This is a genomic window from Sporolactobacillus sp. Y61 (assembly GCF_040529185.1).
GTDB lineage: Bacteria > Bacillota > Bacilli > Bacillales > Sporolactobacillaceae > Sporolactobacillus.
The window spans coordinates 1,459,637-1,472,420 of record NZ_CP159510.1 but is presented as its reverse complement, the minus strand read 5'-3'; the positions used below and the strand labels follow the sequence as shown (position 1 = coordinate 1,472,420).

The following is a 12,784-nucleotide window of genomic DNA, read 5'->3' as shown; positions in this document are numbered from 1 at the left end:
GAAGATCTTCCTCCCTTTTCCTGGTAAGGGGTATTTTTTCAGGAGAGGTGAGACATCCTGTTTTCAAAGTCTCTCTTAGTATAAGGCGGTAGAGCATGCAAGATATTTTAGAAATCGGACTGAAGTTGCTGATTGGTTTTATTTGTCTGCTTATCTTTTTGAATGTATCAGGCAAAACACAGCTTTCTCAGATGTCACCGGTTGATTTGATCGGAAACCTGGTTCTGGGAGCGATCATCGGAGGTATTATCTACAATCCCGATATCCGGATCCCACAGTTTCTCATTGTGATTCTTCTGTGGAGCGCGATGATGACCGTCGCCCGTTTTCTGAAGATGAGAAATCTGGACGTGCGCCGGATCGTTGCCGGTGAGGTCATCCCGCTGGTAGTTAACAGAAAGTTTATTGTGAAAAATTTCAACCAAACCAATCTGGATATCTCTGACTTTACAACGATGCTACGCATGCGCGGTATTTTCTCCCTGCGTGATTTGAAGTATGCCCAGCTTGAACCAAGCGGACAGCTGACTGTAATTAAAAGCGATGGGGCTGATCTGCCTGTCGTAGTGATTTCAAATGGCCAGGTGATCACCGATAACCTGAAATTTATCGATAAGGATGAGCAGTGGCTCACCGACCTGCTGAAGGAAAAAAACATCAGCAGGAATGATATTTTCGGCGCGGAATGGTCGGAGCGCGGACTGTTTGTTGTTCCGAAAAACCATGAAGCTTAAGAGCGTGCTATCGCATCACGCCTGAGGACTGACCTTCTGATCCCATAGAAAAGCCCGGGGGCAGGCCCGGGTAAAGATCAGAATCCACAGCATCTCATCGATATCCCGTTCCGCGCGGCGGGCGACGGACCGGGCGCGTCATCATGATCTTTTTAGCGTGATCAGCGGATTTTTCATATACCTTCGATAAGGGTGAAGCCGCTTACTTGTCGTATTTTTCAAAAGGATCCTCAATCACCATGCGCTGCGCTTCCGTATCACTTGTTCCTGCATACAGAACAAACTGAGAATTTCCACGAATTCCGCCCCCGCTGAAGACGATATCTTTAAGGTCAGGTCGCTTTGCCGGTCCATCGATAAAGTCAGCCCGCGTCGCAATGATTTCAACCGGCGTATAATTGCCGGTCTGCGGATCAAGGGTAAAGACCATCGGATAATAATGTCTGTCGCCTTTTTCATCAAAACAGGCCACATGTCCGAGTATGCCGGCATGGCCATTTTTCAGCGGATGAATATCATTGGCTCCGCCCCACTCTCCTTCGGCAAAATGGCCTTCGAGCATCGGTGCGTCCTCAATCATTTTCACTGTCAGATCATTCAGGTCCGGAATCCGAAAGAAGCCGATCTTCCCCGGCCGCCCTTTTCACCCTGCGGCCGGGTGAGAACAAGAATGATTCCGTCGGGCATCTGTGCAAGCCGCAGATCCTTCATGCCCTCCGGACCATTAAAGAACGGTTCAAGTGTCTTCACTGTCTTCCCCTTATAAAGTTCCGTACGCCAGGTCGTCTCGCCACTGTCTTTTCTGTAAACGTGAACACCGCCGAGCACAAGCAGGCCGTCAATACGCGTCATAAACGGATCCTGCAATGGAAAAGCCGGCATATCCTTCATCAGACGCCAGACCCCATCCTTTTTTTCAAAAAAGGTGGTGACGGACACCTCAGAGTCTCTGGACTCCACCCGCCCGGCGATGATCACCTTCCCTTCATCATGAAATGGAGCCGTAATATTATAGACATCCTTATCTCCGACACCGGAAAACTTCAGTTTCTCAACAAAGCGGGCAGGTTTTCTTTCTCTGTAATACTTCTTCAACAGCGTCCTGCATTCTGTTCCCTGAATCATCCACGGTCCTCCCGAGTTTATTGTAATTGTATTCCTCTAAGAGACAGAAGTATAAACCTGTTGAGATGGATGTCAAGAAATAGACTCAGCATTTTTTCACGTGACTATCCATCTCCGCCCGGTACCATCCGCACCACCTGTCACAATAATAACTTTTTTCTCTAATCCTAACTAAGACACACTCATAGATAAGCGCCTGCCTTTTCTTTTTTTTCATAAAACTTGCCAGTCAAAGAAACTCGGTTATTAATAACCGAAAGGAATTGACGTTTCAGCAAGTTGTTTTTACATAAAAAAAGTCTACTGCTTGTCTTACAAATAAACCCTCAAATGGTTAATATTTCTATGAAGCAGGTCTATAATAGAGTGATAGAAAAGAGGTGATCATGGTGAATATCGGGCTTAGTTTAAAACTGAAACTCAAAGTAACAAGCGACCAGGCAGAAAGGCTTAAAACATTAATGATGATCTATCGCAACGCCTGTAACGAGGTCTCTCATTATTATTTTGATCATCACTTTAGGCTGAATCAGGTACAACTGCACGACCGGCTTTACAATAAACTGCGTCGCGATTATGCACTCAAATCCCAGGCAGCTCAGTCCGTCCTGCTGACTGTGTTAGCCCGCTATCGCTCGGTTCGCACGCAGCTTTCCCATGAGCGTGTGCAAAACGGCTGGAAATTAAATACCAATGGGAACCCCTTGCTGGATACAAAAGGGCACCCCATCCCTGTGTTTACCTGCAAAACCCTGGACCATTTGTGGAAACCCATCCAGTTTGCCCGTCCGCAAGCCGATCTGGTTTTTAACCGGGATTACAGTTTCCTCTCGGACGGCACGCTGTCTCTAAACACCATGGGCAAACGCATCAAGGTCTCATATAGTACGAAAGGATTTAAACAGTACCTTAACCAGGACTGGAAGCTTGGCACAGCTAAACTTGTTCAAAGGCGGGGAAAATTTTTCCTGCATATCGGAGCAACCAAAGAAGTACCCGACTTTGAGACGCAAAACGTCAAGCACGTGGCAGGTCTTGACCGGGGCCTCCGTTTTCTTGTTACCGGTTACGATGAAAAGGGAAAAACGCTTTTTATCAACGGTAAAGAAATCATGCACACGCGCAGCAAGTATAAAAAACTTAGGGGGCAGCTTCAGGCTAAAGGCACATACTCAGCGAAACGCCGACTCCGAAAGATCGGACAGCGAGAAAAACGTTGGATGGCAGACATCAACCATCAGATTTCAAAGGCACTCGTCGCCCATTACGGAGCAAATACCTTGTTTACACTGGAAGACTTAACCGGCGTACGTTTTGCGACCGAAAAGGTGTCCAAAGATCGTCGCTACGAACAGGTGTCGTGGGCATTCTATCAACTGGAACAGTTTTTAACCTATAAGGCCCGTTTAAACCAAAGTGAAGTCATTAAAGTGGATGCTCATTATACGAGCCAGCGATGTCCCAAATGCGGAAAGATTAATAAAGATCATCGTCGCCACGAAACGCACGAGTACGTTTGCGAAAACTGTGGCACCCGCAGTAATGACGATCGCATTGGCGCGATGAACATTCAGTTACTCGGGACACAATACGTCAGTGGAGTCGCTGCTCCGCATTTTGAAAAAGACTAATGGTTGGCGGGTAAACCTGCCAGCAAAACGGGTGCTGTCAATCATCCGATCCCAGCGGGCTGGGACAGGCTTTGGTGAAAACCCCAAGCTTGATGATGCGACGCCGGTGAGCGATCACGCTCACAAAAAGAGTGGGAGCATGCCTCTGTTGCATGACGTTTGTACCACTGAGGCAGTTGCAAGCCTTCGACTTCAGTCGAGGGTCATTGATCCTCTGATCAATTCTCATTACAATAGCGCTTACATCACTAATTAAGACGACGTTTTTCACAGCCTTTTGAAAAATACCGAATGAATGGATTGCCTTTCAAAATTTTTGTATACAAGCCCTTCTGTTGCTTTCGTACTCATTTGTTATTGATCGTGCGGGTATCTTACAATATAGTAAAATATAGTAAGAAGAAGCAGATGGACCCTGTTTCAGTTTAAGTGGAGGGATACATATGGCACTTATGACGACCCGATTCTATTCGGAAACGCTTCAGCTCGACACAACGGTGAACATCATCATTCCGGATAAGTTGCAGAAAGATCATCCACTGGCCGTGCTTTATCTATTGCACGGACTCTCAGATGACTCCAGTACCTGGCTGATGCATTCATCCGTGTTGCGCTATGCAGAAAACCGCCCGTTTCTCATTATCATGCCTGACGTGCATCGCAGTTTCTATACGGATATGGCTTTCGGTAACCATTACTGGACGTATCTGACGAAAGAACTTCCGGAAAAAGTGAACCTCCTGCCACTAAAGTGGCAGGCTTCTTTTCCCTACTCAAAAACCCAAGTTCTTTTTACAAAACAAGAGTCTCCGATCAGGATGGAAAGCACCTTCGGCGAGCGGATCTCTCATTTGAGAGATCATCAACTCGAAGCTTGTCCCTCACTTAAACAGCGAGGTTAGAGGTTCCTGTGGTCAACACCTTTAGACTGCCGGAGCGGCTTTTAGGATGCTGACTGCGGTAACGTTCTTCAATGCGTTCTTTTATGGCTTGATGACGCTTCTTTGTGTTGTATGGATACTTTTCTGCGATCTCTTTAATCTCAGCGTCATCCGCACGGTCTTTAATGTTCAGGGCTGCGTTATGATCGGCATCATCGCTGTGTCCGCACACGGTACAGACAAACGATTTGCCGCTTCGACTTGCTTTATCCAGATGACCGCAGGCATGGCACATCTGTGAGGTATAAGCTGGATCCACCGTGACATAAGGCATGCCGTGCCAATTGAGACGTTCAGTGATCTTTTGAAACAACTGACCTCGGATCCAGGAACTGTTTCTTTTATTGGCTTTTTTGCCTCGGTCAAAGTTTGTGAACTCCAGATCTTCAAGAACCAAAACGAGATGGTCTTGCCTGACCTCTTCAAAAAGCTGATTCACCGCCTCGTGCATTGCTAAATCTCTCTGGTGTCTGTAACGACGCTGAACTTTTTGAAGCGACTTCCTGCCATTTAAGGTTTTCGCTATGTGTGCAATTTTGGTACGCAGGAAGGATTGTTGCCACAAGTCATCGGTCTTTTTGAGCTCTTTTTGATAGCGTTTCATCACGTTGCGCAGGGATGACCGATGCCCGGTCTTGGTTTCCAAAAGTTCTTCGAACTGTTTGACCCTCCCGGAAAAGCTGCCATAGGCGTGGCCGGTGCTGGAATGAAACAAATCGTTAATCCCGGCATCCGCACCCACTTTTTCTGTCCATTTTTGCTTCGTGATGTTCTTTTTTATGGGGACGCCGACACGGATTTTTCCCTGCTCCCAGGTCGCTGTCATGCCACCTGTTTTATATTGAGCGAGGCGACGCCTCCCGTTCCGACTCGTGTTGACTGGGAAAAGTACGCGTTGTTTGCTTCCTGTAAGTTTAACAGATAAGACATAAGACGATCTGATATTTTTCGCCTCTTCTAAGGTGGCAAGCCGTGCATCCAGCTGCAGCGGTGCTTTTTTCACAAAAGGCAGGCGCGTGTTTTCTAAGCGTTCAAGGTATAGAGCACGCACGATGGCCCGATTCTCTGCCCGCTGCTCGCTGGTTACAGTAGAAAGTTCATTGAAAACGTCGGTATACGCAGCGAGTTTCTCCGCGTCTGGCTTGTCTTTGCCCTGCTCTCTTTGAATGAGGGTTTTGATAATAGTGAGCTCATCTTCGTCAAGGACAGATGCATGCAGTAATGAAATGAAACGGGCATAAGGCAAAAGATCCGGCTCATGACTTTGCATCCAGCCATAGAGTTTATTCTTTTGCCGGATCAAATGATTGTGCAGTTCGGTGATGGCGTGTCGCACCGCATTTTGCCCATACGCTGAGCCTAAAGACGTGCGATGTTCTTTTTCAAGTTGCCCGATTTTGGTATTCTTTTTATCATTGATCAAAAGAATAAGGAGATACTTGGGCAGATCAGCCATCAAAACGTTGATGAAGTGGTTGATTTGATGAACATATGCTTTTTGCGTGGTTTGTAAAAGGTCTTGTTTCACCTTTGTCGGGTGACCGTAAAGAAAGACGTTTTTTGTTACGGTTTTTTTGCTTTTCGTTTTTTTCTTTTTACTTTGGGTGGCCATGAAGGAGACCTCCTTTCTAAGCTTTTTAAAAGATTCTTTCGTTTATTATAGAACAAACGTTCCCTTTCGGTCAATCAGTATTCTCACTGAGATTATGATAAAAGAAATTATTTTTTGTTTATAAGCTTAATCCCTATTATTCAAGTATGACATATCTGTTTTAATGAAAACAGGTAAAAAGTCGGTCCCTGAATGGATTGTTCCTGAACGCCTCAGAAAAAAGAACGGCAGAAAAAGACTGCCGCTCTCCTGACTTTCCACCTGCTTACAATAACGACGCCAGCAGCCCGACGTATTCTTTCAGCGCTACAAAGGTCTCCCGGCCGCTTCCCGGTACAAACTGTCCGGGGTAAATCTTCAGCTGCCTGCTGACGAGGTAACCGGTCGGGTACGGCTGAACGGACACATCCAGCTTACTGAAATTCTGTACCGCCCGCGGCATATGATAAGCGGAAGTTACCAGAATCGGATGACGGAATGCCTGCTGCCTGAGAATACGCTTTATGTTTTCCGCATTCGTTCTGGTGGTAATGCTTTGGTTTTCGGGAATAATTTTCTGAGACGGAACACCCATCGCGATCAGCTGCCGCCTGCCGATCTCTGCTTCTGTCCCGCTGTCGGAGTAAACCTTCCCGCCCGAGAGGATGACCGGCAGGCCGGTTTCGCGGTACAGCCGGACGATGGTGATCAGCCTGTTCGCCGCATCTCCTCCTAAATTCCCGGTCCCGTTCAGGTCAGGCGTGCCAAGCGTCGCCCCGCCGCCCAGCATCACAATCACGTCACCATCCGGGTGAGCCGGCTGCGCGTAACGGTTCTCCAGCGGATGAAGCAGAAGAATGCCCGTCAGCGGGATGAACGCAAGATACTGGAGCAGCCCAAGCCCCAAAAGCAGATAAGCAAGTTTCCGCCTGCGCCTGAACAGCCGGATACCCATCACAAACAGTAAAGTGATGAATAAGCCGGGCGGCAGGATAAAACCGTAGATAAATTTTATAACATATTCCATTATCTGCTCCTCAGTTTCAGCTTTTTATTTCTCTTAGTTATAATACATTTAGTAAAACTGCCAGTGTGACCATACTGGCCAGTGTCGTGATCAATGTACAGCTGGAGACGAACTGCGGCTTTGCGTTGAACTGAATCGCGTAAAGCGTCGTATTTGCCGCACTCGGCATCGCCGCCATAACAATAATCACGTTTGTGAGTAAGGTACTGATTGGGAAAAACAGACAAACCGCATAAGCAATCAGAGGTGAGACAATCAAACGGACGACGGTAACCAGACTGATCCCGCCCCAGTTCATCCGCCGCACTTCCACATTTGCCAGCTGCATCCCGAGAATGATCATAATAAGCGGGATCGACGTATTACTGATCATCTGGATGCTTTCCATAAAATTACCGGGAATCCGGATATGAAGCTCCTGCAAGAGAATAGCTGGGATAATGGCATAGTTCATCGGCTGTTTCAGCACCGTCTGTAAAGCGGTCTTCGCGCCGCCCCGCCCGTTTGCCGCAATATAGATCCCGACAACGCCCATCAGAATCGCATGAAAAACCATCAGCGGCAGGGCATAGGCCACCCGGCTTTCCCGAAGGCAAACAGAATGATCGGGATGCCGTAATTGCCGCTGTTGGGAAAAATCGTCGACAGAAGAAAGGCGTTCGTCTCCGCTTTTTCATAACGAAACAGCCGGCACACAATGACGCCGATCAGGATCAGCAGCACCATAATCAGAGTCGATGTGACCGTAATATAGAAAAAGCTCATATTAAGCGGCGTTGTGTAAAAGGTGTCGAATACCAGAAAAGGCAGAAGCAGATAGACGGCAACCGTCGAAATCGGTTTAATATCCAGCCTGAAAATTTTCTGAACCAGGTAACCGCTCAGAAAGATCATAAAGACCGGCAGAATCACGTCAACAAATTGTAAAATCAGAGGTCCCTCCAACAGAGTTATAGCCTTATCATGCTTCAATCAGAAAAATTCGTCAATAAGATGTCATCCGGCGCAGCTCTGAGGAGTAAATTTTTGTGAGGCCCTCCGTGTCATGCGAATAGTTGATCTGATTTTACATATATTTCCATTTCTGCTTTTCCGCTTTTTTTGAAAAAGGGACAAGCCAAATTTTGATGGCCTTTTTTAATTTTTTTTGACTGTAGCTTTGCCTTGCATTCCCCTTTCTGATATACTGTTCTTACCCGGTGAACCGGACTTGCATCGGTTTCACCAGGCTAGCCATATCCTCCTCTGTTAATCTGCGTGTCCGAATCGCTTCTAACAGGGCTGAGGATATTTCTTTTGCCGTCTTTTTTTGCGTACGGAGCAGCTTTGACCCCTTTTCATATAACTGCATCAAAATATCCGCAATCTGTGTAAGAAGATAGTGAATCTTCATCGCCTGATGATTCTGGCTGTTCACGTGTTGAATGGCGTACTGTACGTGCTTTTGTCGATTAAACCCCTGATTTTCAATCTTCCAGCGCCTTCGCCCAACTGCTACCAACGCCTCTGCCTTCTTCTCCGTGATAGGCAGATTGGTCAGAAACAGAAAGGTGTGCGCTTTTTCTTTTTCCTGAACCGTAGCCTCCAGGGCATTTAGTTTTCTTTCCTGGTAGGCGATATCATTCACCCAGTAGGTCGTTGCAGATTGTCCCCGATACTTCAGCGCTTTCAGCGCCTCGAATTCCTGCGCCACACTCGGAATACTGCCTGCTTTGAAGCGAAACATGTATTTCCAGCGGTTAGCCTCACATCGCTGAAAGACGGATTCACACGCATATAGGCTATCCGCCAGGATACAGATGGGCAGACGCTTGAAGGTTGCTTTCAATCGGGTGCTCAGGCGCTCGAAGGCACGACGTTCACAGTCCTGTTTGGTCACGTCCTCGTGCTCGTTCTCTATAAATTCCGAGTCGATACTCAGCACCATGTCCCCAACGACCAGTTTGGCTTCCAGAACGTGATGCTGGTAATCCGTCCAGGTTTCTCCGGTCTTTTTGTGGGTATGTTCGCGTTTCAGGCAATGTGCACAATGCTTCTTGTTAAAGTGGAAAAGCCCGGTCCCATCAATGATAATCCCCCAATACTTCCCCTCGATCCGTTCGGCCTCAAAACACCGCTTTTTGAGGAGCTCCCGGATTAAACCGATGCGAATGTTTTCCAGCTCCTTCGGATCAAGCCGCGACAGGAAATCGTTGATCGTGTCATAGTGGGGCAGTTCATGAAGCTCTTGAGTAGCGAGCATCTTTTGCAGGTTATCGATACATTCTTCACGATTAAGTCCGTTGCTCAGGCTGCGCATGCTGGTGAACTGACAGACATTTTTCAGGATCATCATCCAGAGCATCAAGTCTGAATCATAGGTGACATAACTCTGATGTCTCGGATCTTTGACCTTTCTGAGCCTGTTGGTGAATCCTTTAAAGAAATGACGGCATATTTTCTGAAACTCGAGAAAATAATTGACGTTCTTCTCCTGCTCTCGTTTCTCTTTCCGTGTAATCATAAGAACCTCCTAAAAAAATAGCACTATTATGGGATTTATTACTGTTAAATTATCTCATATATAGCATTATTTAGGGGGCTGTTGTTGATTTTATCGCGAAGAATTTTTACTCCTCAGAGCTGCATCCGGCGCGCGTCAAAGAACAGCTGTCACAGAATGAAGAAGCCTGTACCCCGCTTTTTACGGGCACAGGCTCTTCTTACGATAAGTATAACTCTGTTTCAGTGGCGGTTGAGATCAGTACTCTTCATTTTCAGAAGTTGTCTGAACCTTCCGATCCTCAATCTTCATCCCGACGATTTTCAGTTCGCCCGGAGCTGTTTCTTTCAGCTGATACGTATTTTTCAGTGTGAAAGTAATGTCTTTTCTGTCCCCTGTCTCGTCATCTGTAATGGTTTCGTCCCAGCTTTCATTGGCTTCAACACTGTAAAGTCCCTTACCCTGACTCTTGAGATTATTCAGATCATAAGAATTAATCGATTCCGTGACGCCGTTGTCATAGAATTTCTGAGCGCTTTTCAACTGACTATTGGAAAAATCAGTGCCTGTTTCAAAAAAGGAGGCAAAGTGGTCCATCTCGCCATAAGATACGGCACTCGCATTGGCGTTGTAATAATTGTCAAAGTAGGTTTTCAGCGTCTCCATATTCGCCTGATTATCGGTTCCATCGAGCGTATAAAAATCACCGTTTTCCACATCTTCAAAATAAAGGTCGATGCCGTCACTTTCGGCTTCATCCAGGGTGACGGTATCATAGTCAGACTCATCGGAAACAGAGACCGTCTCCGATTGAATGGAATGCCCGTTTGCCGTATATCTGGCATAAAAAGTCGGTGTATCATCCTTCTTGAACGGCCCCCATTCACCGGCCTGAGCCACGGTTTTACCTGTATCTTCATTATTGACATAAAGCTTGGCAACAGGGATATTACTGCTTAACGAAATATAAGTCCCGGAAAAATCAACCTGCCTGTCGTCCGAAGTCAATGTCTTTTTTTCGTCTGATCCATCGCATCTGAATGTCCGTAGAACGTATAGATGCCCGGAATCACCCCATCGAGTTTAATCGTCTGCGGTGAATTGCTTTCTGCTTTTTCTGCTGTTTTCCCCTTACCGGCACCTGTGATCCCGATAACCATGTTTTTCAGGTTCGTCGTCACTTCCGGGTAAATGAGTTCTGTTGCAATCTGATAATGATCGAACAGGAGATATTGTTTTCCGGCTTTATGCAGATAGTACGGGGTATGGCCGTATCTGACGTGATTCGCCGCGTGTGCCGTGTTTTCCAGCGACTGAACAATGTCTGAATACGTATCCGGATCATTTTTAAACCAGGCCAGCATGGCTTTAACCTGTGTATCTGTCATTTTAACATCCTCATAGGTATAGATCATGCCTTTCAGTTTATCGATATTCTGATCCTCGACCGCCTGTTCAAACGCATCAACCGTACGGACCGGATCGGTCAGGTACTTTCCCGTAAAGTACAGGCCGGCAAAAATGATAATCAATGAAACCAGCGGGATCATAATGGCTTTTCTATGTATCCAGGACTTTCCGGTAGCGGGCCGCCTCTCCGTTACGGTATCGGCAGATTCAACTGCCGCGTCACGGGGAGGTACGGCAACCATCTGACGCTCCTCATGCTCTGAGGCGTGCTGATCTTCATGAACTTTTTCAGCAGACGCATCAGGCGCATCCTCATGAACAGCAGAGGATACAGGAGGTTCGGTTTCCCGGTCGTTCCCCTGCTCTTTCCCATCCGCCGGCGGAACTGGTGCACCGCACGTCCCGCAGAACTTTGCCCCGTCAAGAAGCGGGGCGCCGCAATGTTTACAATACAAATCACAAACCTTCTTTCCTGTAAAAATTTTGAAACAGATCCATTATACCATGGACATGGATCCAATTAATCGACCATGGAACAAAAAAATTGAATATTAATGCAACGGATCCATCACCCGGCTTATGAAAGAAAATGTGACATGGATCATCTACTGAAAATCGACATTTTGCCGGATGATGTTGTCTGGGGATGGCTTGACCGTTATAATGACTTTGTACCCGCGAACAAATATCGATGTGAAAAACCACTACGGAAAGAGGGATCACTCTTTGTCCAGGAAAACCGATAACGAAAATACAAGGGAAGGGATTAAAAAATCGAGGAAGAACCACCGGGTCCTTCGCTATACCCTGCTTATCCTCGCACTTCTGATCGTCTCCGGAACGGCGTTCGGTTTCTATAAATATAATACGCTGAAACCTGTGAACCATTTTAAAGACCTCGATGCCATCGGCGTTTCACCGGATAACGGAAAAAAGCAGGCCCCTGAGCAGAAATCGGGAACATTCAATGTCCTTCTGATCGGCTCTGACGCGCGCAAGGGAAATACAGCGAGCCACACCGATTCTATGGTATTAATTCACGCCAACCTGAACAACCATACATACAACATGCTAAGTATCCCCCGTGATACACGGGTATACATGCCAGGTTACGGATACACCAAACTGACGAGTGTCCAGTACATATCTCAGTCGAAAAAAGGCACACAACAGGGAATTGTTGATTCGGTCAAAGCCGTCTCCCGTCTGACCGGAGTTCCCATCAACTACTATGCAGAAACCAACTATTGGGGTCTTCAGGATATGGTCGACACACTGGGCGGTATCGACATCAATCTTCCCTTTAAAGTCACCCTGACCCACCCCTGGTATCCGGAAAACAAAGGAAAGACGTTCACAGCCGGCACCCATTCAGTCAACGGCAGGATGGTTGCCGAACTGACGCACGAACGCTACTCGCTGCCCGGTACCGATTACGGCAGGCAAAAGATTCAGCAGGCCGCACTGATTGGTATTGCGAAAAAAGTCATGCACCCTTCCAATGTCACAAAACTTCCGGCCCTTTCAAGGTCACTTTCAAAATTCCTGATTGCAACAAACATGTCAACTGAAGACATGGTCAGCATCGGACTCGGCGTCAAAGGAGATTTTCATCCGGAAGAACAGATTAAGTACCGTCAGGTCAAAGGACGCGGTGCGACCATGTATGATGATGTTCTGGAGAGAAACAACAGCCAGATTATCTTAAATGAATCAGAATTGAAAACAGTCATAAAGAAATACTTTACCAACTGATCCTCAGAAAACCCCCGGAAGCGGTCTTCAGCCGTTACGGGGGTTTTCATCTTTTTATCAGCTATTAGTTTTACGAAAAACTAAGCCT

General features: G+C 46.8%; 11 protein-coding genes and 1 pseudogene. 4 read left to right on the top strand and 8 right to left on the bottom strand.

Annotated features, from left to right (window positions below; genetic code table 11):
• The first annotated feature begins 95 nt into the window (after window positions 1–95).
• Window positions 96–734 carry a DUF421 domain-containing protein gene (locus ABNN70_RS07075; protein ID WP_353949265.1) on the top strand — a complete coding sequence of 213 codons (639 nt, stop codon included), beginning with the start codon at window positions 96–98 and terminating at the stop codon, window positions 732–734.
• Between the two features lie 202 nt (window positions 735–936).
• Here ABNN70_RS07075 and ABNN70_RS07070 read toward each other — a convergent pair.
• Window positions 937–1,859: pseudogene (locus tag ABNN70_RS07070) on the bottom strand (DUF1861 family protein).
• 389 nt (window positions 1,860–2,248) lie between these two features.
• Here ABNN70_RS07070 and ABNN70_RS07065 point away from each other — a divergent pair.
• Both ABNN70_RS07065 and ABNN70_RS07060 read left to right on the top strand, forming a co-directional pair.
• Complete coding sequence (locus ABNN70_RS07065) at window positions 2,249–3,490, top strand: RNA-guided endonuclease TnpB family protein (protein WP_129930062.1); 1,242 nt, start codon at window positions 2,249–2,251, stop codon at window positions 3,488–3,490.
• A gap of 443 nt (window positions 3,491–3,933) precedes the next feature.
• Complete coding sequence (locus ABNN70_RS07060; RefSeq protein WP_353949264.1) at window positions 3,934–4,392, top strand: alpha/beta hydrolase-fold protein; 459 nt, start codon at window positions 3,934–3,936, stop codon at window positions 4,390–4,392.
• Here the strand turns inward: ABNN70_RS07060 and ABNN70_RS07055 are convergent.
• The 7 genes from ABNN70_RS07055 to ABNN70_RS07025 all read right to left on the bottom strand — a co-directional run bounded on the left by ABNN70_RS07055 (window position 4,376) and on the right by ABNN70_RS07025 (window position 11,396).
• Window positions 4,376–6,043 carry an RNA-guided endonuclease TnpB family protein gene (locus tag ABNN70_RS07055; protein WP_353949263.1) on the bottom strand — a complete coding sequence of 556 codons (1,668 nt, stop codon included), beginning with the start codon at window positions 6,041–6,043 and terminating at the stop codon, window positions 4,376–4,378. The two genes, ABNN70_RS07060 and ABNN70_RS07055, sit on opposite strands and share 17 nt — an antisense overlap.
• 265 nt (window positions 6,044–6,308) lie before the next feature.
• The gene (locus ABNN70_RS07050) at window positions 6,309–7,049 is read right to left on the bottom strand and encodes a YdcF family protein (protein ID WP_353949262.1); all 741 of its coding nucleotides are present in this window, start codon (window positions 7,047–7,049) and stop codon (window positions 6,309–6,311) included.
• A gap of 37 nt (window positions 7,050–7,086) precedes the next feature.
• Window positions 7,087–7,626: an AEC family transporter gene (locus ABNN70_RS07045; RefSeq protein ID WP_353949261.1), complete on the bottom strand. Its 540-nt coding sequence runs from the start codon at window positions 7,624–7,626 to the stop codon at window positions 7,087–7,089.
• Window positions 7,605–7,994, bottom strand: coding sequence for an AEC family transporter (locus ABNN70_RS07040; protein ID WP_353949260.1), 390 nt, complete (start codon window positions 7,992–7,994; stop codon window positions 7,605–7,607). The genes ABNN70_RS07045 and ABNN70_RS07040 overlap by 22 nt, the downstream gene beginning before the upstream one ends.
• Window positions 7,995–8,241: 247 nt before the next feature.
• On the bottom strand, window positions 8,242–9,552 hold the full coding sequence (locus ABNN70_RS07035; RefSeq protein WP_353949259.1) for a transposase family protein: 1,311 nt from the start codon (window positions 9,550–9,552) through the stop codon (window positions 8,242–8,244).
• Window positions 9,553–9,789: 237 nt separating this feature from the next.
• Entirely contained in the window at window positions 9,790–10,539 is a 750-nt protein-coding gene (locus ABNN70_RS07030; RefSeq protein ID WP_353949258.1) for a hypothetical protein, read from the bottom strand.
• Window positions 10,536–11,396: a zinc-ribbon domain-containing protein gene (locus ABNN70_RS07025; protein WP_353949257.1), complete on the bottom strand. Its 861-nt coding sequence runs from the start codon at window positions 11,394–11,396 to the stop codon at window positions 10,536–10,538. The genes ABNN70_RS07030 and ABNN70_RS07025 overlap by 4 nt, the downstream gene beginning before the upstream one ends.
• Window positions 11,397–11,667: 271 nt before the next feature.
• On the opposite strand from ABNN70_RS07025, the gene ABNN70_RS07020 reads away from it, so the two are divergent.
• Window positions 11,668–12,696 (top strand): LCP family protein, encoded by a 1,029-nt coding sequence (locus ABNN70_RS07020; protein ID WP_353949256.1) that lies wholly within the window; start codon window positions 11,668–11,670, stop codon window positions 12,694–12,696.
• Window positions 12,697–12,784: the final 88 nt, after the last annotated feature.

Excerpts from the sequence above, each read along its gene's own strand:
- ABNN70_RS07060 (WP_353949264.1), top strand. The coding sequence starts at position 3,934 with ATGGCACTTATGACGACCCGATTCTATTCGGAAACGCTTCAGCTCGAC.
- ABNN70_RS07075 (WP_353949265.1), top strand. The coding sequence starts at position 96 with ATGCAAGATATTTTAGAAATCGGACTGAAGTTGCTGATTGGTTTTATT.
- ABNN70_RS07050 (WP_353949262.1), bottom strand. The coding sequence starts at position 7,049 with ATGGAATATGTTATAAAATTTATCTACGGTTTTATCCTGCCGCCCGGC.
- ABNN70_RS07055 (WP_353949263.1), bottom strand. The coding sequence starts at position 6,043 with ATGGCCACCCAAAGTAAAAAGAAAAAAACGAAAAGCAAAAAAACCGTA.
- ABNN70_RS07035 (WP_353949259.1), bottom strand. The coding sequence starts at position 9,552 with ATGATTACACGGAAAGAGAAACGAGAGCAGGAGAAGAACGTCAATTAT.